Annotated in this window: 26 protein-coding genes; 17 read left to right on the forward strand and 9 right to left on the reverse strand. The window is 68.3% G+C overall.

Annotated elements, in window-relative coordinates; translation table 11 throughout:
* Window positions 1-19 precede the first annotated feature (19 nt).
* The 5 genes from AC0B9F_RS20595 to AC0B9F_RS20615 are packed head-to-tail and all read right to left on the reverse strand — an operon-like array spanning window position 20 to window position 3,859.
* On the reverse strand, window positions 20-910 hold the full coding sequence (locus tag AC0B9F_RS20595) for a hypothetical protein (protein WP_472004623.1): 891 nt from the start codon (window positions 908-910) through the stop codon (window positions 20-22).
* Window positions 911-913: 3 nt separating this feature from the next.
* Window positions 914-1,579, reverse strand: a complete 666-nt coding sequence (locus tag AC0B9F_RS20600; RefSeq protein ID WP_472004625.1) for a hypothetical protein — start codon at window positions 1,577-1,579, stop codon at window positions 914-916.
* Window positions 1,576-2,277: a hypothetical protein gene (locus tag AC0B9F_RS20605; RefSeq protein WP_472004627.1), complete on the reverse strand. Its 702-nt coding sequence runs from the start codon at window positions 2,275-2,277 to the stop codon at window positions 1,576-1,578. Before AC0B9F_RS20605 ends, AC0B9F_RS20600 begins: the two co-directional genes overlap by 4 nt.
* Window positions 2,278-2,292: 15 nt before the next feature.
* Complete coding sequence (locus AC0B9F_RS20610; RefSeq protein ID WP_472004629.1) at window positions 2,293-3,543, reverse strand: enoyl-CoA hydratase/isomerase family protein; 1,251 nt, start codon at window positions 3,541-3,543, stop codon at window positions 2,293-2,295.
* A 7-nt stretch (window positions 3,544-3,550) separates the two neighbouring features.
* On the reverse strand, window positions 3,551-3,859 hold the full coding sequence (locus tag AC0B9F_RS20615; RefSeq protein WP_472004631.1) for a hypothetical protein: 309 nt from the start codon (window positions 3,857-3,859) through the stop codon (window positions 3,551-3,553).
* 571 nt (window positions 3,860-4,430) lie between these two features.
* On the opposite strand from AC0B9F_RS20615, the gene AC0B9F_RS20620 reads away from it, so the two are divergent.
* The 6 genes from AC0B9F_RS20620 (at window position 4,431) to AC0B9F_RS20645 (ending at window position 8,361) form a co-directional block, all read left to right on the forward strand.
* Window positions 4,431-4,736: a WXG100 family type VII secretion target gene (locus AC0B9F_RS20620; RefSeq protein WP_472004614.1), complete on the forward strand. Its 306-nt coding sequence runs from the start codon at window positions 4,431-4,433 to the stop codon at window positions 4,734-4,736.
* A gap of 172 nt (window positions 4,737-4,908) precedes the next feature.
* Window positions 4,909-5,214: a hypothetical protein gene (locus AC0B9F_RS20625; protein ID WP_472004633.1), complete on the forward strand. Its 306-nt coding sequence runs from the start codon at window positions 4,909-4,911 to the stop codon at window positions 5,212-5,214.
* Window positions 5,211-6,500: a putative T7SS-secreted protein gene (locus AC0B9F_RS20630; RefSeq protein ID WP_472004635.1), complete on the forward strand. Its 1,290-nt coding sequence runs from the start codon at window positions 5,211-5,213 to the stop codon at window positions 6,498-6,500. The genes AC0B9F_RS20625 and AC0B9F_RS20630 overlap by 4 nt, the downstream gene beginning before the upstream one ends.
* Window positions 6,501-6,545: 45 nt before the next feature.
* Window positions 6,546-7,133, forward strand: coding sequence for a hypothetical protein (locus AC0B9F_RS20635; protein WP_472004637.1), 588 nt, complete (start codon window positions 6,546-6,548; stop codon window positions 7,131-7,133).
* A complete protein-coding gene (locus AC0B9F_RS20640) occupies window positions 7,133-7,801 on the forward strand; it encodes a hypothetical protein (RefSeq protein WP_472004639.1) in 669 nt (222 codons plus the stop codon). The genes AC0B9F_RS20635 and AC0B9F_RS20640 overlap by 1 nt, the downstream gene beginning before the upstream one ends.
* Entirely contained in the window at window positions 7,798-8,361 is a 564-nt protein-coding gene (locus AC0B9F_RS20645; protein WP_472004641.1) for a hypothetical protein, read from the forward strand. The genes AC0B9F_RS20640 and AC0B9F_RS20645 overlap by 4 nt, the downstream gene beginning before the upstream one ends.
* Window positions 8,362-8,519: 158 nt before the next feature.
* On the opposite strand, the gene AC0B9F_RS20650 is transcribed toward AC0B9F_RS20645, so the two are convergent.
* The 4 genes from AC0B9F_RS20650 to AC0B9F_RS20665 all read right to left on the reverse strand — a co-directional run bounded on the left by AC0B9F_RS20650 (window position 8,520) and on the right by AC0B9F_RS20665 (window position 11,967).
* Entirely contained in the window at window positions 8,520-9,113 is a 594-nt protein-coding gene (locus AC0B9F_RS20650) for a hypothetical protein (protein WP_472004643.1), read from the reverse strand.
* Between the two features lie 14 nt (window positions 9,114-9,127).
* Window positions 9,128-10,186, reverse strand: a complete 1,059-nt coding sequence (locus tag AC0B9F_RS20655) for a hypothetical protein (protein ID WP_472004645.1) — start codon at window positions 10,184-10,186, stop codon at window positions 9,128-9,130.
* Entirely contained in the window at window positions 10,174-10,848 is a 675-nt protein-coding gene (locus AC0B9F_RS20660; RefSeq protein WP_472004646.1) for a hypothetical protein, read from the reverse strand. Before AC0B9F_RS20660 ends, AC0B9F_RS20655 begins: the two co-directional genes overlap by 13 nt.
* A 372-nt stretch (window positions 10,849-11,220) precedes the next feature.
* Window positions 11,221-11,967, reverse strand: a complete 747-nt coding sequence (locus AC0B9F_RS20665; RefSeq protein WP_472004648.1) for a hypothetical protein — start codon at window positions 11,965-11,967, stop codon at window positions 11,221-11,223.
* A 410-nt stretch (window positions 11,968-12,377) separates the two neighbouring features.
* Between AC0B9F_RS20665 and AC0B9F_RS20670 the strand changes: the two genes are divergently transcribed.
* The 11 genes from AC0B9F_RS20670 (at window position 12,378) to AC0B9F_RS20720 (ending at window position 20,692) form a co-directional block, all read left to right on the forward strand.
* Window positions 12,378-13,094, forward strand: coding sequence for an SAF domain-containing protein (locus tag AC0B9F_RS20670; protein ID WP_472004651.1), 717 nt, complete (start codon window positions 12,378-12,380; stop codon window positions 13,092-13,094).
* Between the two features lie 17 nt (window positions 13,095-13,111).
* Window positions 13,112-13,960: a hypothetical protein gene (locus AC0B9F_RS20675; RefSeq protein WP_472004653.1), complete on the forward strand. Its 849-nt coding sequence runs from the start codon at window positions 13,112-13,114 to the stop codon at window positions 13,958-13,960.
* Complete coding sequence (locus AC0B9F_RS20680; protein WP_472004655.1) at window positions 13,957-15,264, forward strand: CpaF family protein; 1,308 nt, start codon at window positions 13,957-13,959, stop codon at window positions 15,262-15,264. The genes AC0B9F_RS20675 and AC0B9F_RS20680 overlap by 4 nt, the downstream gene beginning before the upstream one ends.
* 41 nt (window positions 15,265-15,305) lie before the next feature.
* A complete protein-coding gene (locus AC0B9F_RS20685) occupies window positions 15,306-16,238 on the forward strand; it encodes a type II secretion system F family protein (RefSeq protein WP_472005307.1) in 933 nt (310 codons plus the stop codon).
* The gene (locus AC0B9F_RS20690) at window positions 16,235-17,155 is read left to right on the forward strand and encodes a type II secretion system F family protein (protein ID WP_472004657.1); all 921 of its coding nucleotides are present in this window, start codon (window positions 16,235-16,237) and stop codon (window positions 17,153-17,155) included. Before AC0B9F_RS20685 ends, AC0B9F_RS20690 begins: the two co-directional genes overlap by 4 nt.
* Window positions 17,156-17,231: 76 nt before the next feature.
* Window positions 17,232-17,483, forward strand: coding sequence for a hypothetical protein (locus AC0B9F_RS20695; protein ID WP_472004659.1), 252 nt, complete (start codon window positions 17,232-17,234; stop codon window positions 17,481-17,483).
* A gap of 102 nt (window positions 17,484-17,585) precedes the next feature.
* Window positions 17,586-18,011, forward strand: a complete 426-nt coding sequence (locus tag AC0B9F_RS20700; RefSeq protein ID WP_472005309.1) for a TadE family protein — start codon at window positions 17,586-17,588, stop codon at window positions 18,009-18,011.
* A complete protein-coding gene (locus tag AC0B9F_RS20705; RefSeq protein WP_472004661.1) occupies window positions 18,012-18,443 on the forward strand; it encodes a TadE/TadG family type IV pilus assembly protein in 432 nt (143 codons plus the stop codon).
* Window positions 18,440-18,925, forward strand: a complete 486-nt coding sequence (locus tag AC0B9F_RS20710) for a TadE/TadG family type IV pilus assembly protein (protein WP_472004664.1) — start codon at window positions 18,440-18,442, stop codon at window positions 18,923-18,925. The genes AC0B9F_RS20705 and AC0B9F_RS20710 overlap by 4 nt, the downstream gene beginning before the upstream one ends.
* Before the next feature lie 55 nt (window positions 18,926-18,980).
* The gene (locus AC0B9F_RS20715; RefSeq protein ID WP_472004666.1) at window positions 18,981-19,637 is read left to right on the forward strand and encodes a hypothetical protein; all 657 of its coding nucleotides are present in this window, start codon (window positions 18,981-18,983) and stop codon (window positions 19,635-19,637) included.
* Window positions 19,637-20,692, forward strand: coding sequence for a hypothetical protein (locus tag AC0B9F_RS20720; protein ID WP_472004669.1), 1,056 nt, complete (start codon window positions 19,637-19,639; stop codon window positions 20,690-20,692). The genes AC0B9F_RS20715 and AC0B9F_RS20720 overlap by 1 nt, the downstream gene beginning before the upstream one ends.
* Window positions 20,693-20,725: the final 33 nt, after the last annotated feature.

Here is a 20,725-nt window from a genome sequence, read left to right on the forward strand (position 1 = left end):
CGGTGCGCTGTCGCGTGGGCTACAGGTCGCCCGGCCGCGGTCTGGCTGCCTCCCCGGACGGACCCATGAGGACGGCGTGCGTGTCGTAAGTGTCCCGTCCCGCCTTGGACGGGACCTGGACCTCGACCCGGACGATGCCGCTCGGCAGGCGGGTGAGGACCGGCGGCTTGGCCGTGGTCGGGAGCTCGGAGAGGAGACGGGCCACGCGGTCGCGCTGTCCTTCGCTGAGTTCGCTCTCGGACACGGCCGACGCGGCCCCGGTGAGCAGCTGGGCGACGCGTTCCGCGCTGTCCGGGTTGCCCGTGAACAGGCGGACCCAGGAGCCGTCGGCGAAGGTGAGGCGTACGTCCGCCTCCACCTCGCTGTACGTCATCCGTCTTGCGCCGGTCAGGGACTCCTGTGGGAATTCGGCCAGTACGTCGGCCTTGTCCAGCGTGCCCACGCGGTTGCCCAGGAAGAGCAGACGCCGGCTGGTCAGGACCAGGTCGGTGACGTAGCCCTGGGGGCGGCGCCCCGGGTCCAGTTGCCAGGGGACCGTGCGGGCGAGGGTGCCGGGGGCCGCCCACATGACGGGAAAGTCATCGACCTCGTTCTCCGGTTCTTCCGGCTTGCCGCGCACGGGCACGTCACCGAAGGGCGTACCGGGTGCCCCGCCGATGTTGGCGATGAGGTTGGCGATCAGCGGGATGCCGACGAGGAAGGCACGGCCTGCGCGACGGGCGACGCGGTCACCGGTCGTGTGCGGGGAGTGGACGGGGCCCTCGGGCCATCCGGGCAGTTCGCTCTGGATGTCGTTCCGGTCGGTGTCGCGGAACCAGCGGGCGCCGGCCACCGCGGGCGCGATGCCGGTGGCGAAGGCGGCCGAGGTGCGCAGGAGCAGATCTTCGGCGGCGTCGGGGTACCAGTCCATGCGTCAGTCCGCGTTCTCGCTCTCGAAGACCACCGTCTGCAGGATCGCCGTTGTCATGTCGCAGAACTCGCCCCAGTACGCGAGGGCCGCGGTGTCGAGGGTGAAGACGGCGGTGAAGGGGCCGGTCGGAAAGGGCACATGGACCTGGATCTGGCCGGTGACCAACTGGGCCGGTTCGCCCGAGGCGGTGAGGTCGGGGCTGAGGGTCAGCTCGCGGACGGTGATGCAGGAGACGGCGGGGCCGCACGGCAGGTCGAGCCAGCGGGCGTCGTTGAGAGGGTCGTCGCCCAGCGCGGCGAGGATGCCCTGGGCGGCGATCTCCGGGTCGTCGTGGTCCGAGGTGTAGGCGGCGACGGCGAACGAGCAGTGCGCCACGCCTCCGCCGTCGATGCCGAACAGGCCGAACGCGGAGTAGGCGAGGCCCGCGTGGGCCATGGCCGTGGTGACCAGTTCGTAGAAGGGGGCCGCCGACTGCCAGAGCGTGTCGTCGCCCCCGGGGTAGAGGTCGTGTACGAAGCTTGCCGTAGCCGCGGAGCGGTCGTCGGCGGTGGCGTCGACCGGTAGCGCGTGGAAGCCGTCCGGGACGACGAACGACACAGGTGGGATGACCTGTGCGTCGCGCGTGCTGCCCAGCCGGGTCAATGCGACGAGTTCGCTCGGTTCGATCACTGGGGCGGATCCTCCTGGCGTACGTCCCCGGTCGCCGGCGGTCGCCGCTCATCGCTGAAACGGTCGACCAGCTTGGCCGCGTCACCGACCTTCCAGCGCGTCCAGGAGCCATCCGTGAAACGGATCCTGACGTCGGAACCGTTTTCGGAGTACGTCATCCGATCCATGGCCGCGAGCGTGTCGCGCGGCGTCTGCCAGAGTTCGTCGGCCGGTGCCAGACCGGCTGCCGTGCTCACTCCGAGGACGAGCAGACGGTGATCGGTGAGGGCCAGTTCCGTGCGGTACCCCTTGGGGCGGCGGGCGGGGTCCAGTTGCCAGGGCAGGGTGCGGGCGAGGGTTCCGGGGGCTGCCCAGATGACGGGGAAGTCGTCGACCTCGTTCTCGGGGTCCTGGGGGCGGCCCGGGCTCTGCGGGTCGCCGAACGGGGCTCCGCTGGGCAGGACGGCGTTCGCGGCCATGTTGAGCAGGCGGGGGATGCCCAGCAGGGCGATGTCCAGTGCCCTCACGCCGGCTCGGTCGGCCTTGCCGCGCGGGGCGAATCCGGGGCCGGGCGGCCATCCGCTCAGCTCGCCTTCGATGTCGCGGCGCTCGGTGTCACGGTAGGAGCGCAGACCGGCGACCCGGGGTGCCAGACCGGTGGCGAAGGAGGCGTTGACCCGCAGGAGCACGGTCTCGTCGGCGGGCGGGTACCAGTCCACGGTTTACGGGTCCTCTCAGTGCGCCGTCGCGGAGTCATGGAAGCGGTCCCCCAGGTGCATCATCTCTCCGACGTGCGACGGGATCGAGAACGCCTTGGGCGCGAGTTTGATCGCCGCGTCGATGCCCCGGCCCAGGTTGCTCATCGAGTCGATCTTCTTCAGGCCGGGAATGCCGCGGGTGCCGAGCCACTGTCCGTTGCGGACGTTGTTCTCCGCCACCAGGCTGATCCGGTTCATGATGCCGCCCTCGGTGGAGATGAACCCGCCGGCCTTGAGGCCCCACAGCCCCACCTTGCGGCCCTTGACCGTGAACTCCATCGCACCGGCGACCTTGTCGCCGACACCGACGAGGTTGCGCCCGATCGTGGTCACGCCCTTGAAGCCCTCGCCGAGCTCTGCCGCCCGGGCGGCGGCGACCGCGCCGTCGGCCACCTTCACACCCTTGGCGAACGCCCCGATGCCGGGCAGCGAGCCGAGCGCATCGAAGCCGATGGACACCCAGCTGACGTCGGCGCCTGCTGCCATGGCCACGAGGTGGGAGACCAGCGCGAGCCCGCTGGTGACGACGGCGGCCGCCGCGAAGATGGCGCCGATGGGCTCGAACGGGGCGGTGATGATGGCCAGTACGCCGAGAATGCCGCTCAGGTCGCTGAGCAGGTCGCCGACCAGCTTGATCACATCGGCGTGGTCCTTGAACCACTGCCCGGTCGCGTCCCACGCGTCCGCGATGCCATGCCCCAGCTTGTCCCAGAAGCCGGGCTCGTCCGGGGCGATGTCGGCCGCCTTGTCGAGGTCGCGGGCGATGAGGACGGCCGCCTTCTTGTAGCGGTCCTCCAGATCGTGGACCTTGCGGATGACGCCGTCCACGGCGCTGGACGCCTTGCCGAGGTCGTCGCTGCCCTTGTCGCCGGCCTTGGCCTTGGCCTTGCTCTCGGCGTCCAGCTTCTGCCCGGCCTCGGTCTCCAGGCGGTCGGTCTCCTCCTGGAAGCCTGCCAGCTGACCGGCCCATCGGTGCAGGGCGCGGGCGGCCTTGTCGAAGGAGTCGTAGCTCTTCTTGATCAGAGGGGTGACGTCCGTGGAGATGTGCTGACTGAAGGCGCGGGCGGTCTCGCCCTTCCACGCCCCGCACTCGATCTGCTCCAACTCCCTTATGGCCGTGCCGAGCTCGCCGGCCAAGCCGCTGAGCTTCTTCGCCAGTTCGCGGGTCTGCTCGACGTCACCCGGGGTGGGGTCCCAGCCTATGTGGGGGAAGGAGCGGCCTCCCATGGTGCGGTCAGTGCCCCTTCTTCGTGGCGTGGGGTGACTTCATGGACGCGGCGAGCTTCTGGTCGAGCTCCCCGAAGCTGGTGTCGATCTTGTTGATCATCTTGACCGCGCCATGCGTGTGCTTGCCGAGCTGCTTGATGCCGTACGCCCAGTCGTCGGCGAAGTCGTGAACGTCGTCGATGAGCTGCGGTGCGCCCACGACCGAGCCGTCCGTGGCGCGCAGGGTGCGGCGGGCGGCGTCCATGCGGTCGGAGATCGTCGAGAACGTCCGCTTCAGGTCCTCGAAGATCGTGCCTTCGAGTCGTAGATCACTCACGGTGGTTCCGGTCTTCGGCGGAGGTGGCGGAGGTCTGGCCTCGGGCGGGCCCTGGTGATCGTAGGCAGTAGACAGTGAGGGCGCGGGGTCGGGGGCTAAGAAATGGGCGCCGTTTGGGGTGCCAGTGAGGTGCCCTTTGCGTGCGGTTGGGGTTGTTCGCATTGGTGCGTCGCTGGTGTGAAGGAAGCTTCACCGCACCACCTACCCGGCATCACTTCTCGGTGCGGAGGTCGAAGGCGTAGGCCGCGCTCCGGGCCAGCGGGAGGCACTCCTCGAGTGAGCGCCAGCGCCACAGGAGCGATTCTGCGCCGGCGACAGGACGGCGACGTCCGATAAGCCGAGGAACCGACAGCCAGCCGATGGCGATCCTCCCTGCTTCCCGGTCTTGTCGGCATCTCGCCGTCTTTGCGCTCGTACTGCCCCAACTCCCTTGCACAGCCGGCCTGCAGTCCCGGTGGCCCCACCCGTAGGATCTTTGCTCGTGCGGACGCTCCGGGGGTGTGCCCGAAGTACCGCGTGACGTCAGCCACGGGGGAAGGCCCTGAGGCGTTGTGAACGGGAGGGAGCCGTCATGGCCGGCAAGAAGGACACAGACCTTACTTACTCCGAGATGGAGAAGAAGGCGGGTGACCTCATCAAGGCGATGCACGACATGGAAGGCCAGCTGAAGGGCATCGAGCGTGGCGTCGAGGAGCTCGTCGCCAACGGCTTCACGACCCAGAAGGCCTCCGGCGCCTATGAGGACTCCATCAAGGACTTCACCAAGGGCGCCGCGAAGACCATCCAGGGCCTGCACGGCCTGTCCAAGTTCCTGACGAACGCGAAGCAGGCGTACGAGGACCTGGACCACCAGCTGTCCCAGGGCGCCAAGGGCTGATCAGCTCACGGGCCTGTCAGGGGACGGGCGCGACGGGGCGGCGTCGCAAGGCCGCTGACCCCGCGGCGTGCATGTCTTCACTCACCACCGCCGGTGCTTCGGCTCAGGTAGGGCGATCGACCGGCGAAGTCTCATCGACAGCTGACCGCATGCGCTTATTGGGGGATCTTGAATGGCGGACGGGCAATCTTACGACCTGGACATGATCAAAGGCTGTTCCCGAACACTCGGAAAGCTGCACCGTGAGTTCGATCAGCATGGCAATCCTGCTGACCGGCATCAAGACGAACTGGGGCATGAAGGTTTGAAGGACGCCTTCGACGAGTTCGGCACCACGTGGAAGAAAACCAGGAAAAAGCTGTCGAAGGAACTCAAGAAGTTGGCCGACTTCACCTCTGCTGCAGCGCAGAAGTATGAAGAGATCGATCACGAGTTGGCGAAGGCCATCGCCGGGGCTATGGGGAAGGGCAAGAAGTGAGCAGGCGATCCAGTGACTGGCCTCCGCTGTGGGACGGCGACCCCACGCCGGGCGATCCGGAGGAAGTGGCTGCACTAGGGCGCGAACTCCGGAAGATGGCCGACATGATCGACGAGCAGGCGCGCGTCATCAAGGCGCTGTCGTCCGTGGAAGGCTGGGACAGCGAAGCAGGGCGTGCGTTCAACGAGATCGCCGACGGTGCCGGGGACCGGCTGAAGAAGGCGTTCGAACGGTACGACGAAGCCGCCAAGGCCGTCGGCACCAAGGTGAGTGACGGTTCGTCGAAGGAGTACGCCAGCGAGCTCCATCGAGCCCAGCACAAGGCCGACAAGGCCCTGGCTGACTATCGTGAGGCCGAGAGGGATCACGACCTGGCGGATCGGGAAGTGAAGAAGTTCACCGACAAGCACCCTCTTGGTGACATTCCCGAGGCGGACCGCACAGAGTACGAGCGATGGAAGAGAAAGCGGGCCGACGCGCTGCTCCGGATCGGACAGGCCCGCAAGGACGTCAAGGACGCCCGGGACATCTTCGATGACGCCGGGGACCGTGCGGCGAGGCACATCAAGAACGTCGTACACCATGACGCGGTGAGGGATCCCGGCGGATTCATGAACTGGTTGGCAGACTGGGCGGACATGTTCTCCAACATTTCTGCAATCATGTCGGTCCTCGCGGTCGTGTGCGCCTTCATTCCCCCCTTGCAATTCCTGGTCCCTGTTTTCGCCACGCTGGCCGTCCTGACCAGTGCTGCGGCACTCGCAGGGCATGCGTACGACATGTCGGTGCGCGGTGGAAAGGTGAATTGGCTGAAACTCGGTACTGACACGCTGGGCATCCTGCCCGGCCTTGGTGCGCTCAAGGGTTTCAAGGCGCTCAAGGGGCTCAAAGGCCTCGCCAAGCTTCGCGGGCTGGGCAAGCTGGGAACCCTCGGGGAAATCGGTGGCGGTGCGCTGAAGGGCGTCGGTCACAACTTCCTCAACGGCGTCAGCGTCAAGCTGACGAACAAGGTTTTGGCAAGGGGTATCAAGCTCGGTGAACGACTGAAGGTGCCCAACCTGCCCAAGGAGTTCGAGCCGATCGGCGGCAGGGAGATCACCGCGGCCATCAAGGGAACCGGCCTGGCGAGCGCCCTGCATCGGATGTTCAGCGGGCACAATGGTGGGACGACTGGCTATCAGGAGCCCGAGACGAGCAAGCCCCTGCCGAAGCCCACTCCGGCACCCGCCCCGAGCCCCTCTCCCGGCCCGTCGCCGCAGCCGTTCCACGCCGCCCTTGCCGCGTAGTGGTCGAGCCATGCTGACCGCCGGGAGACGAAGGAGGACTTCCTCATGACGGATTCGATCGAAACCGGAGAATACGAATTTATCGGTCGTAGAGGGAGCGAGCCGGTGCGGTTGATCCCTGGTCGGCTGATCGCGGCGGTGCCGGCCGCGAAGGCCATGGCGGAGCAAGCCGGCCGGGAACTCCGCTTCGACTTCTTGGACGACCGGGCCGTGCTGCACATGCTCCGCCTCCGCCATCGGGACGAGGAGGCCATGTTCAACGCAGGCCTCAAGATCGGTGCCCCCTTGGCGATCGTCCTCTTCGGTGCTGGAATCTACTGGGGCGGTGTGGCGCAGTACTGGGAGTCGAGCAGCGCCCGTACGGGTTTCCTGGCCTCCGCGACGGTAGCGGTGCTCGCGTTGCTGGCCCTTTATGTGCGCACTGCCAGGAAGCACTGGGGTGATCCGGCCCGGCAGAACCTTCGCGCGCGCGCTCGCGCATACCGCGAGCTGGCGCATTTGGCTCGCAAGGAAGGGGCGGAGGTCCCGGCCCATTATCCGCACTACGGGCCCTACCCGTTCGCGGCCACCTTCCACCCCGAGGTGGACGAAGCGGCGTGGGAGGAACAACTCACCGAAGGAAAAGAGTCGTAGTGAGCACGGTAGTCGCTGAGAACGACCGCACTGGTTCGCTCGCGGGCCAGGGGATCGAGGCCCGTTGGATCATGCCTGAGGGATTCTTCGAGATCCCGATGGACTCGGAGGATCTGGACGAGACCGCTGAGCAACTGGTCGAGCTGGCACGTGATGTGATGCCGGAAGCAACGTTCGAGGTGCAGCTCGAATGGGCGGTGATGGTGGCCGCGCACTATGACTCCTTCATCGACGCCGGTGTGCAGTACGCGGGCTTCGTACTGACCGAGGTGGACGGAAGTCGTTGCACTGCAACGGTCACGGTGAGCCTCATCGACCTCGACGAACAAGCAGGTCCGAATCCGGTCGGGTTCCTGGGGTCGTCGTTGCGTCACTTGGGGATCGGTAAGGTCAGCGAGATCGACCTCCCCTGCGGTCCTGCAGTCTCCTGCGTGGGTACCCGAACGGCCAGCTTGGACGCAGGGCTTACGGCCTCAGGGGCTGCAGAGCCGGTGCTGACGTCCTTCATTCAGGTTCAGGTTCCGCTGAACAACGGCACCCTTCTGGTGCTGGAGATGGGCACCCCGACGCCCGAGGGCTGGGATGTCTTCTCCTCCATGTTCGCGGGCGTCGTGAAGAGCGTTCGCCTGTTCGATGAGGCAGGCAAGGAGCTCGTGATGCCGGCATGACGGCCGAACAGTTCGTGGAAGCTCCCCCCAGGGACTACCGACTGCTTGTTCCTCGGGACTGGTTCCGGATCGATCTCGCACAGGATCGCTGGCGGGGCCAGTTGAAGACGTTCATCGACCGCCAGGCGGAGGGTAAGGGCGTTCCGGCCCAAGCCAAGCAGGAGGCGTGGGCCCTCCTGCGCAACACAGCAGAATCCGGGTTGCGAAGCGGAGCCCTGGAGTTCTTTCTGAGGCCGGAGATGGGTGGCGGTTTCACCGTGCCGGCCTCGCTTCTCGTCTCGTTGCTCCCGCGTGCCGGCTCGGTAACTCCCACGGATCTCCTCCATCTGTTCGGGGAGAAGGAGGAGCAGGGTTCACGTGACAGCGAGACGTCCATTGTTGCGCTGACGGCGGGCCAGGCGACGCGGATCATCACACCCACCAGGCTGGACTTTTACGTCCAGATGCCGGGCGCCGTCGGGTACCTGGTTCTCTCGTTCACCGTGCCGATTGCCGGCATGTCCGGACCGATGTATCGGCTGTGCACGGCCATAGCGGACTCGTTGCGTTGGATCACGTGAACGACGAGAGTTGCAGGACGCACTCGAATTCAGGCAGTTCGTCGGTGGCAGGGGCAGAACTCGTGAAGTGGTCCCGCCCCCTTCGGCTTCGGTCGGCGCGGGAAACTGGAGCGGTAGGGGAGATCCAAGCCGTCAACCGCTGACGTGGGCGGGACCCTTCACGGTGATGCCTCGGCGGCGGGTCGGCGGTCGCGTCGATGATGGTAGAAGGCGTAGACGAGCACGGTCAGGGTGAGGACGGAGGCCAGCAGGCCCACCGCCCACAGCCAGGGGTAGTGGCGAAACGCCCAGCTCGGCGAAGTGGAGTGGCCTCGTCCCCACTTGCCCGTGTTCTGTGCGTTGAACACGAGAGTGACGTACGGGACCAACGCGGCCGTGGAGGCCAGCGCGAGAGCGGTCCGCGACAGCGAGCGGGCCATGTGCTCTTTCCAGGACTTCCAGTTCATCGTGAAGAGGCAGTACCACGCCAGTACGGCGAGGCCGGGGCCCGCGGCGCCCACGCAGGCGGCGAAGGCGTACGCGCCTCCGGGCCAGTGGGAGGCGGCCCACCGGTACGTGCCATCGCCCCAGAAGTGGTCCAGGACCGCCAACAGGAGGATGGGGCCCGCGACGCCGAGGAAGATCAGACAGCCGGAGACGCTTGGCCCCTTCTCTGCCGTCTTGCCGGCGCGCTCCCGCCCCTTGGGCCCCCGCTCGTACCGCAGTGAAGCAGGGGCGGCCTTGCGGCGCCCCTGCTTGGCCGCCTTGGGCATGCTTTGCTAGCGCCTCACCTGTTGACTGCCTGGATTTCCTGAACGGTAATGGCTTGGTCGTTGCCGAACGTGCCCTTGGGCAGGTCACCGCTGGTACCACCGGTGCCCGTCCAAGTGACCTGCCAGGTGAGCGTCGCCTTGAGGGTGAAAGTTCCGTTTCCGGAGGACCGGAGGTACCGGATTCCGCACGGTGGATCCTGGTTGGCCTTTCCCTTGGCGTATGGCTCGCCGATCGAGCCCCCGGCGTTGAACGCGCACTCACCCGAGGCCGGATAGGTCTGGGCGTCGGGAGTGCCGGGCTCGAGCTTGAGAGAGATCGGCTTCGCGGTGGTCGTGGCCTGGATGTTGAGACCTGGGGCGTTGAGCGATGCGGTGACGGAGACGGGTTGGAACTGCCCCTGGTCCAGCCAGGCCCAGGTGGGCAGGTTGACCTTCGTGACGTTGGCCGGGGCCAGTGTGACCTTCGTACCCGGGACCTTGATGTGCTCGTATGCGAGGCCCGCGAGCATCTCCGGTGTGATGGCGTTCTCGACCTTCGGAGTCTCGCCGTTCTTCACCCAGAAGGGCAGCGTCGAATTGCAGGCTGTTCGCTCGAGTATGGGCGCGTTCGGGTTCTCGACCGGGCCCCACCACATGCCCTCGTCCTGCTTGTCGAGGTTGTAGTTCTTGTACTTTCCGTCCTTGTAGATCTCCCGGAATTCATACGTTGCCGCACGCGCGTGAGGTGGCTGATTGGGGTCGTTCGATATCTGTTCGTAGCCGTCCTCGGTCTCCTTGGCGAATTGCTTCGCCGTCCACTGCGGTGCGAGCCAGCAGGCGGGCGGGCTCCAGTCGCTGCCAGTCACCTCGACCGGACCGACAGAGGGTCCTGAACCGTTCTGGGAGGTGTCGAACGTGATGGCTGCGGCCTTGGCGTAAAGGGAGTCACCGTTGAGGCCGTTGGCGGTTTCCGCATGGGCTGAGCCCGAACTCTTATCGGTGGGGCCGCCGGCGAACGCCATCTGTGTGGAGGTCGTCAGCAGGGCGATCGTCACGCCGGCGACCGCAACGGTGCGAGACTTCAGGCCCTGCATTGGGCGGCCTCCTTCTGGACGTCGACGACCTCTGCGAGCCACAACCCCTTCGCCTCCTTGGAGGCCGTCATCACGATTTCGAAGAAGTAGTAGTCCTTGAGGCTCGGCTGGGTCTTGAGCACCTTGTTGCTCTTGACCTCCTTGCCGTAGAACTTTGAGTCGTCATCGCAGAAGGAGACCTCGGCGCGGTTTCCGTCGCTCGTCAGGTCGACCTTGCCGCGGGTGTAGCGCTGAGTGCCAGTGATGGTCCAGCCGCCGTCGATGTACTGCTTGATCTGCTTCTTGGCGTACGACTGCGCGTTACTGCCCGGAGTGGAGTAGAACTTGTATGCGGCGTCTTCGGCGTTCTGTCGGACAATGCCGTAGTTGATGGCCCGGACGAAGTTCTCCGCGTCATGGAGCGCCGCCGCCTTCTTGGCGTCGGAGGGCTCGGGGCGATCGAACACCATGGTGAAGTCCTTGGGGAACACGATCGCCGGTCGGTCGACGCTGTCGGGCGCGACCGGTGCGCTCCGCGATGGCGACGCCGAAGCCCCGCCGGTGTCCGCCCCCGCGATCTTGTCGTTGTCCTCGGACTTCCCGTTGCCGCCACCGCAGGCCGTCAGCAGCAGGGCTGCGGTCGCGGTGAGCGCGGCAGCAACGGGCAAAGTGCGGCGCTTCACAGTGGACTCCCCGTGAGACAGGTGTTCAGTCAAGGGCACAGACGGTATCGGCGTGACCGCTGGTTTCGCCAGAGCGAACCTTCCTGAGCATCAGGGCAATACCGACGTCAAAGGGGCTCGGGGGCCGACTTGGTCTGGTCGCAGCTGAGCGGGGCGGTCACGGCGATTGCAGGGCGGTGCCGGTCAGGCGCGGCGCGGAGGTGGCGAGGAGCGGGGTGGCGGGTGCGGTGCGACCCGGTGCCTCCCGGCCGTACGGCGCACCCGGATCACCGGGCCGTGCGGTCCCGGCTCCAGGAAGCGTGCGGTGGGCCGCGGTAGGCCGAGTCTGCCGGTTGTCGGCCTCGTACCTCTCGTCGGTCTCGGCGGTCCCGCTCAGCCGAGTCTGGCGTTCTGCGCGGTCACCACAGACGGCTCGAGCTTGGCGTCGCTGGGCTGGTTCCTGGTCATGGCCATGCCGTTGACCGAGAAGTACACGGCGACGACGTCGCCCGCGCGTACGGCCTCGGTGTGCAGGGTGTGGGTGACGCCGTTGACGGTCGTCGTGGCCTTGAAGGCGACGGACTGGTCGCCGGCCGGCGCCGGTGGCTGTTCGGGTGTCACCGAGGCGTACGCGTTGCCGCTGTTCTTCGACTTGGCGGTGAACCCTCCGCCGCAGGCACCCACCGCCTTCTCCAGGCCGGACAGGGCCGACCGGGCGCCGTCCCGGGCGTAGGTCGTGAGCGTGATGTAGGTGGGGGCGTCGGTCATGCTGTCGTTCTTCACGACCCGTGTGAGGTCGGCCTGTGGCTTGCCGAGCGGCAGCTGGTTCATGGCGTACGCCAGCGGGGCGCAGGCGGCCTTGTCCACCTGCACCTCGCTGGAGGACTTGGCGAAGAGGAACTCGTCGCCGACCTTCTCCACCGTGCGGCCGCTCACCTGTGCCGGGGTCACCATGAGCTGGGCCAGGCGTTCGGCCGGGGTTGCCTGCCGGGTCTGGGAGGCCGAGGCGCTCGGTTTGTCCGAGGCATCCGAACCGTTGCCCGAGCAGGCGGTGAGGGCGGCCAGGGCCAAGGCGGTCAGGCCGGACGTGGTCAGCGCGGCCGTGGTCAGTGCGGCTCGCCTCTTCGGCGTGGACGTCATGGGCAAAGATCATGGCATGCCCCTTCCATGCCTCCGTGAGTGAATCGTGCAGGGATCGTGCCTGCGGGGTGACGGAGCGCCGGTCGGTGGCGGGTCGTTACAGGGGCGCGGATTCGCTGGCGCACAGCTGGTGCGGGCCGGTGTCGTCCGCTGTTCAACGGTATGAGGGACTGCGGTAGTTGCAGATGAACAATCGGGTGTGCGGTGCACCGCAAGGGGCCGGGCTCGCCTTGAGGGCCTTATGCGCGGCTGATACCGTGCGATCGCTTGACACTCACGCTCGCGCCAGTTAAACGCGCGGATCTCGACAGGTCTCTACGGATCTCTGCGGGTCTTTGGTGAAGTGTCCGGATTTGCAATGAATGCAAAGAAGTTGACCGACAACAGCTTGGTGTACGGGGAGCGGTTGCGTGAAGATCCAGGAGCGTACGGGGGCGGGCGCGGGACGTTCCGCGGCTCCGGCTCAGCCGATGGTCGGTGACCGGCTTCCCACGCCGCCGCGGGAGCGCAAGCCGGCGCTCGCGGCGCTGGCGGTGCTGTTGATCCTGGTGGGCGCGCTGGGCGCGACGATGCTCGTGCTGCGCGCCGGCAACCGGGTGGAGGTCGTCCAGGCCAAGGCCGACATCCAGGCGGGACAGTCCGTCTCCGGCAGCGACGTCACCTCGGTGATGGTCGCCGCGGACGACAGCATCCACTACATCAAGTGGTCGCAGCTGGGCGCACTGAAGTCCCTCAAGGCCAAGTCGACCATCTACACGGGCACGGTCCTCGTCGGCGAGATGTTCGCCCAGGGGGAGAGCACGCCCGCGGGCAAGGCATCCGTCGGCGTGGCGCTGAAGGAGGGCCAGTACCCGGCGGACATCAAGAACGGTGACACGGTGTCCGTCTACAACGTGGACTCGGCATCCTCCGGCTCCGGCTCGGACAAGTCCGGCTCCGCATCCGCCTCCTCCGGTGGCCTCCTCGTCGCGAAGGCCAAGGTGGGCAACGTCGCCGAGAAGAGCGACTCCACCGTCAGCACCGGCAACCTCTCCCTGACGCTCCTCGTCGACCAGTCGGACGCCGCCGCCGTGGCCCGTGCCGCCTCGGCGAACGCGGTCGCCATCGTGCGCGTCTCCGGCAACTAGAAGGCGGCACCCGACCCATGGCCCTCATCGCCCTCGCCGCCGACAAGGGTTCTCCCGGCGTCACCACCGCGGCCGTCGCCCTCGCGGCGGTCTGGCCGCGGCGCGTGCTGCTGGCCGAGACCGACCCGGCCGGCGGTGACCTCGTCTACCGCAGTGCCGCCGCGCACGGAGGACCGCTGAACCCCAACCTCGGCATGCTGTCGATCGCCGCGACCGCGCGCCGCGGCCTCGTCCCCGACCAGCTGTGGGACCACGTCCAGCCGCTCAGCGGCGGCCTGGAGGTGCTCGTCGGCCTCGGTGTCGCCGAGCAGGCCGCGGGTCTGGCCGGACTGTGGCCGACCCTCGGGCACGCCTTCGCCTCGCTCGCCGACTCCCCGCACGCCCCCGCCGACGTCATCGCCGACTGCGGCCGCATCAGCGGGGACACCCCGGCCGTCGAACTGTTCCCGCACGCCGCGCTGGTGCTGCTGATCGCCCGTACCGAGGCCGAGTCCCTCGCCCGCGTCCGCGACCGCGCCGCCGCGCTCGCAGCCAAGCTGCACGGCGGGCCGCGCGGCGCCGCGAGCCTGGCGAACCCGGTGATCGGCGTCGTCCTGGTCGCCGACCCGGGCAACGCGGGCAAGCTGGTCAACCAGGTCAACGACATGCTCGTGCACGCGCAGACCGGCGCCCGCGTGGTCGGCACCATCGCCGACGACCCGGCCGGCGCCGAGCAGCTCGCCGGCCGCCGGCGCGGCCGCCTCGACAAGTCGCTGCTGATCCGCTCCGCCCGCAAGGTCACCGCCGACCTCCACCAGAGTTACGGCGCCGCCTGGTCCGTACCCGCGAACGGTCCCCTGAACGGGCACGCGGGGGCCGGGCGATGACCGCTGTCGACCACCAGTTGGTCAAGCGGTTCCGGCAGGAGGCCGGTGACCGCATCGCCGAGCAGCGGCGCCTGGACCAGGCGAGCGGCGTCACCCCGATGTCCAGCGAGGACGAGCGGCAGTACGCCCGCGCCGTCATCGCCCAGATACTCGAGGAGTACGCCCGCACCGAGATCAACGCGGGCCGTACGCCGCTGGACGCGGAGACCGAGGAGCAGTACGCGGCCGCCGTGCACGCCGCGCTCTTCGGCGTCGGCCGGCTCCAGCCGCTGCTGGACGACCCGCAGGTCGAGAACATCGACATCAACGGCTGCGACCAGGTCTTCATCGGCTACGCCGACGGCCGCGAGGCCAAGGGTGAGCCGGTCGCCGAGACCGACGAGGAGCTCATCGAGCTGATCCAGGTGCTCGGCGCGTACTCCGGTCTGTCCTCGCGTCCCTTCGACTCCGCGAACCCGCAGCTCGACCTCAGACTGCCGGACGGTTCGCGTCTGTCGGCCGTCATGGACGTCGCCCGGCGGCCCGCGCTGTCCATCCGGCGGGCCCGCATGGGCAAGGTGTTCATCTCCGACCTGGTCGGCAACGGCACCCTCACCCCGGAGCTGGGGCACTTCCTGGCCTGCGCGGTCCGCGCGCGCAAGAACATCATGATCGCGGGCGCGACCAACGCCGGCAAGACGACCCTGCTGCGCGCCCTCGCCAACGAGATCCCGCCCCACGAGCGCCTCATCACCGTCGAGCGCGCCCTGGAGCTGGGCCTGGACACCTTCCCCGATCTCCACCCGAACGTCGTCGCGTTCGAGGAGCGGCTGCCCAACTCCGAGGGCCAGGGCGAGATTTCGATGGCGGAGCTGGTGCGCCGTTCGCTGCGTATGAACCCCTCCCGGGTCATCGTCGGTGAGGTCCTCGGCGACGAGATCGTCACCATGCTGAACGCGATGTCGCAGGGCAACGACGGCTCGCTGTCCACGATCCACGCCAACAGCTCGCACGAGGTGTTCAACCGCATCTCCACCTACGCCCTGCAGGCCACGGAACGACTGCCCATCGAGGCCAGCCAGATGCTCATCGCGGGCGCGGTGAACTTCGTCGTCTTCGTCCAGCGGCGCAACAACTACCAGACCGGCGGCCGCCTGCAGCGCGTGGTCACCTCCGTGCGCGAGGTCAACGGCGTCGACGGACGCGTGCTGTCCAGCGAGGTGTTCGCGGAGGCGCCCGACGGCCGGGTCGTACCGCACGCGCCCATCGCCTGCCTGGAGGACCTGATCGCACACGGCTACCAGCCGCACGGAACGTGGGGGTGAGCGGCATGACGACCACCATGGCCCTCGGCTCGCTCGGCGCGATGGGCGGGCTGTTCTCCCCGGCCGTCCTGTACGCCCTCGCCTGTGGCGTCGCCGTCGGCGGCGGACTCGCGCTGCTCATGCTGGCGATCCGCGGCCTGCCCGCGAAGCCCGAGCACGAGAAGCGGCAAGCGAGCGAGCGCGCGAACGAGCTGATCCGGTTCGCCGGGCAGCGCGGCTCGCTCGCGGTCATCGTCGGTCTGGCCGTGCTGCTGCTGACCCGCTGGGTCGTGGCCGGCGCCGCCGCGGCCGTCCTCGTCTTCTTCTGGGACCGCCTCTTCGGCGGCGCCGCGGAGGAACGCGCCGCCATGCGCCGGGTGGAGGCCCTCGCCTCCTGGACGGAGTCGCTGCGCGACACCATCGCCGGCGCGGTCGGCCTGGAGCAGGCCATCCCGGCGTCCGCGCGTGCCGCCGCCCCCGCCCTGCGGCCCCACCTCGACTCCCTCGTCGACCGGCTGCGCTCCCGCACCCCGCTGCCGGACGCGCTGCAGGTCCTCGCCGACGAGATCGACGACGCCTCCGCCGACATCATCGTCGCGGCCCTCATCCTCAACGCCCGGCTGCGCGGCCCCGGTCTGCGGCAGGTGCTCGGCGCGCTCGCCAAGTCGGCCCGCGAGGAGGTCGACATGCGCCAGCGCGTGATGGCGCAGCGCTCCTCGACCCGCCGCTCGGTCCAGATCGTCGTCGCGGTGTCCATCGCGTTCGTCCTCGGACTGGCCATCTTCAACCGGGACTTCGTCTCCCCCTACGGCACGCCGGTCGGCCAGCTCGTCCTCGCCTGCGTCTGCGGCCTGTTCGCGCTCGGCTTCTGGTGGCTGCGCAAGCTGTCCACGATCGAGACGCCCGAACGCTTCCTGGTGCGCGACGAGTCGTCGGTGCGGTTCGTCCGTCCCCGCACGCCCGTCCAGCAGCAGGAGGAAGGGGTACGACGGTGAACCTCACGATGCCGATCGTGATCGGCGTGATCTTCGGCCTGGGCGTCTACGCCCTCGTCCGCGCCCTGATGCCGAGCAGGCGCAGCCCGTTGCAGCAGCTCGCCCGGATCGACGCGATGCGGGCGCGCGGCTCGGCGTACGGGACGCAGACGCGGGCCCGGGAGACCGGCCGGTTCGGCTCGCTCCGCGCCCAGGTCGGCGAACGTGTCGCGGAGTTCTACCTCCAGCAGGGCTGGGAGCAGCGCTCGCTGCGCGCGGATCTGGCGGTGCTGGACCGCAGCTGGGAGAAGTTCCTCGCGACCAAGGCGCTGCTGGGTGTGGCGGGCCTGTTCTTCGGCCCGCTGCTGTTCGCGGTGGTCTGGACGCTGGGCTTCGGCCGGAGCCCGATCATCCCGGTGTGGCTGGCGCTGATGTGCGGCGCGCTGTTCTTCTTCCTGCCCGACCTGGAGGTACGGCGCGACGCCGCCGACAAGCGGCGCGACCTGCGACGCGTCATCGGGGCGTATCTCGACCTGGTGTCGATGAGCCTCGCCGGCGGCCGGGGTCTGCCCGAGGCGCTGATGGCGGCCGCGGAGATCTCCGACGGCTGGGCCAACCAGCGCATCAAGCACGCCCTCGCCGACGCCCGTATCACCGGCGTCAGCCAGTGGCAGGCGCTCGGAGCGCTCGGCGAGCACCTGGGCGTGGAGGAACTGAAGGACCTCTCGGCCTCCCTGGCACTCGTCGCCGACGACGGCGCCAAGGTCCGCGAGTCGCTCGCCTCCCGCGCCGAGACCATGCGCCACCGCGAACTCTCCGAGATCGAGGGCAGCGCGGGCGAGAAGTCGCAGTCGATGCTCGTCGCCCAGCTGCTGCTGTGCGCGGGATTCCTGGTCTTCCTGATCTTCCCGGCGGCGATGCGGGTGTTCCAGGTCTGACACGTCTCACCTCTGCACACCGTCTTCAGCCAACCGTTTGCCAGCCTTCGACAGGTCTTCGAGAGGACAACTCACCATGAACGGACGGAACTTCGCCACCGGCATCCCCGCCGTGGACTTCCTGGTCACCTTCCTGCGCGGCCGCGTCGAGCGCGCCCGCTCCGGCGAGCTGGACCGCGGTGCCTCCGCGGTCGAGTGGGTCATCATCTCCGCGGTCGTCGTGGCGATCGTCGGCGTGGTGGCCGCGATCATCAACTCCGCGCTGAGCGAGGGCGCCAACAAGGTCGGCGACTGCATCAAGGGCGCGGACGCGGGCAAGACCTGCTGATCCGTCGTACGGACGCATCGGGTCGTACGGACTGACGGGGTGACGGGGTTGCACGTGGGCGTGGGCGAGAGCACGGGCGTGGGCGGATGGGTGCGCCGCAGGATGTCGTCCGCGCGCGAGACGGCGGGCGCCCGGGGCGACTCCGGCATGACGGCGATCGAGTTCGTGCTGCTCACGCCCGTCCTGTTCTTCATGATCTTCGCCACGGTGCAGTTCGCGCTGTACTCCTTCGCCGACCACGTGGCCCAGGCGGCCGCCCAGGCCGGCGCCCGCAAGGCCCGCGCGACGGCGCACGAGGAGCCGGGCGCGTGGCGGGGCAAGGCAGGTGACGTGGTCGACGACTACATCCGCCAGCTCGGCCCGCAACTGGTGCTGTCGCCGGACGTGAAGATGCTCCAGCCGGAGCAGAACACGGTCGGCGTGGAGATCTCGGCCCGTATCCCGACGGTGTTCCCGGGCCTGGACCTCACCGTGCACGCGCAGTCGGTGGGGCCGGTGGAGCGGTTCGTGAGGGAGGGGGAGAGGTAGATGACCTCCCTGAGGGAACGCCGGGAACGCCTCCGGCGCGATGACCGGGGCCTGTCGACGATCGAGGTCGTGATCCTCGCCCCGGTGATGATCCTCTTCATCCTGGTGCTGGTCGCCTTCGGGCAGCTGGTCGAGGGCCGCGGAGCGCTCGACGGGGCCGCGCGGGACGCGGCGCGCGCGGGGTCGCTGCAGTGGGACGTGGGCAACGCGCTGGCCGAGGCGCGCAAGGCTGCCGAGGCCGACCTGACGGATGTCTGTTCCGGTCCGGTGACCGTGACCAAGACCAGCGCCGGTTTCCAGGACGCGGAACTGTTCACGGTGGAGGTGAGCTGCCAGGTGCGAGGTCTGGCCATGCTGGGTCTGGACGTGCCGACCCGGCTGACGAGCTCGTTCACCGCTCCACTGGACCCGTTCAAGAGGAAGGCGGGGTGAGCGCGGTGAGAGAAGCGGACGTGCGCGGCGCTCTGGGCGACTGGATCGCGTCGCGCCGGAGGCGTCTCGACGACCGCGGCTCCGGTGCCGGCGCGGTCATCATCTTCGCGATCGTCTTCCTCTCCCTGTCGGCGTTCGTCATCGACGGCGGCCTGTCCATCTCCAAGCGGGAACGCGCGGCCGACATCGCCGAGCAGGCGGCGCGCTACGCGGCCCAGGACATCGACAAGGAAGCCCTGTACGGCAACCAGGGCGGCTCGGCGCCGATCAACTACCAGGACTGCGACGCCCGCGTGAAGGCCTTCGCCCGCGAGATGGACATGACCGGCGCCGACATCGCCGCGACCCACTGCGTGACGGCCGACGCCCAGCAGGTCGAGGTCGAGGTCCAGCTGACGTACAGCCCGGTCTTCACCGGCATGTTCTACGGCGGCGACGTGGTGGTCCACGGGCAGGCGGTGGCGGAGAACGAGGTGGGCTGACGTGCCCTCATTGCTGTCCCTTTGTGAACGATCCCCCCTCGGAGGTTACGACCCGATGCGCACACGCACGACGACGGCAGTGGCGGCTGCCCTGACGACGACGGCGGTCCTGCTGCTGTCCGCCTGCGGCGGCGGCTCGGACTCCGCCGACAACGACAAGATCGCGGGCGCGGACACCGGCGCATCGGCCGGCGCGTCACCGACGCCTTCGGCGAGCGAGGGCAAGATCGTGCGGCCGGAGATCAAGCTGCCGAGCGACATCCAGAACGTGTTCGAGGGGGAGACGACCGGCGATCCGACGAAGGACGCGGTGCTGGCGGACAACGAGCGGCGCATCAACTCGATCACCGAGGCGATCACCGTGGACGCAAAGGAGCACCCGGCCCTGACGTTCTACTCCAAGGGCGACGCTCTCCTGACGTCCTACTCCTTCATCAAGGGCTTCTACGACAAGAACCGCAGTTATGTCGGCAAGGCCCGCTACTACGACCGGGAAGTCACTGTTCTCTCGGAAGGCGTTGCCGCGGTCACCTACTGCGAGGACGGGACGCAGACCTACCCGAAGAATCGCAAGACGGGCAAGGTGGACCGTTCCATCAAGGGATCGGCCAGCGACTACGCCTTCTACAACACCCGCCTCGAGCGCAATGCCCAGGGTGTCTGGCAGACCACGAGCGTGTCCTCCACCGAGGCGGCGAAGAGGTGCATGTGATGCGGAGCAAGCGGTGGTCCCGGCTTTTGTTGGTCCCGGCGGTGGCGGTCGCGTTGACGGCTGTGCCGTCCCAGGCGTTCGCCGGTGGCGGCATCGGCGGCGGGGGAGGCCGTGAGGGGAACGCCAGCGGTTCGGCCAGGCGCGGCGTCATCCAGGCGCAGACCAAGGTCACCACGACGGTCAACGGCGGCGGCGGCTCCCACTCGGCCAAGACGGGAACGCTCACGCCGGGCAACAGCAACTGGACACCTCCGCCGTGCTGGTACGAGCCCTCTTTCTCGCCCAAGGAGATCGAGACGACGGTCAAGGCGATCCGCAGCGTCGACGCGTTGCCGTTCTTCACCGGTATCGGGACGGCCATCGGAGACATGCTCGACGGGTACTACAAGGACGGCGACCCGTACAAGAACTACAACCTGGACCAGCAGGGCAAGGGAATGTTCTGGGCGGCGGTCAAGAACCCGAACCGCAAGGACGACCCGGAGGCCAACGCCTGCAACAAGCTGCCCTTCTGGGTTCCGGCCGGCCAGGCCCCGAAGAACGAACCCCTCGCCGTAAGCCCCAAGGTCCTCGCCGAGTACGCCTACGACGAGCTGCCCATTCCCGGCATCGACGTCAAGACGGCGCCGGCCGGGCCGTCGACGGTGAATCTGCCGACCTGGATCTGGCTGGACAAGGCCGACTTCCACCCGGTCTCCGTCACCGCCAGCCTGCCCGGCACCGGCCTGTCGGCGACCACGACCGCCACACCCGAATCTCTGCACATCGACCCCGGGACGAGCGACGCCGAGACCTTCCCGGCGTCCGGCGACTGCATGTTCGTCAACGGCGCCATCGGTGAGCCGTACGAGAAGGGCAAGGCGAACCAGACCCCGCCCTGCGGCGTCCGCTACCTCCGCTCGACGGGTGCGAACGGCTCGTACGCCCTGAGGGCCACGGTCACCTGGAAGATCAGCTGGACCAGCACGACCGACCCGGGTGGTCCGCTGCCGGAAGGCACCTTCGGCACCACGCAGAACGTGACCGTGCGGGAGATCCAGTCGGTGAATCGCTGAAGAGAAGCGCTGCGCCTCGGGCCGCGAGAATGC

The organism is Streptomyces sp. NPDC097129 (genome assembly GCF_055668065.1).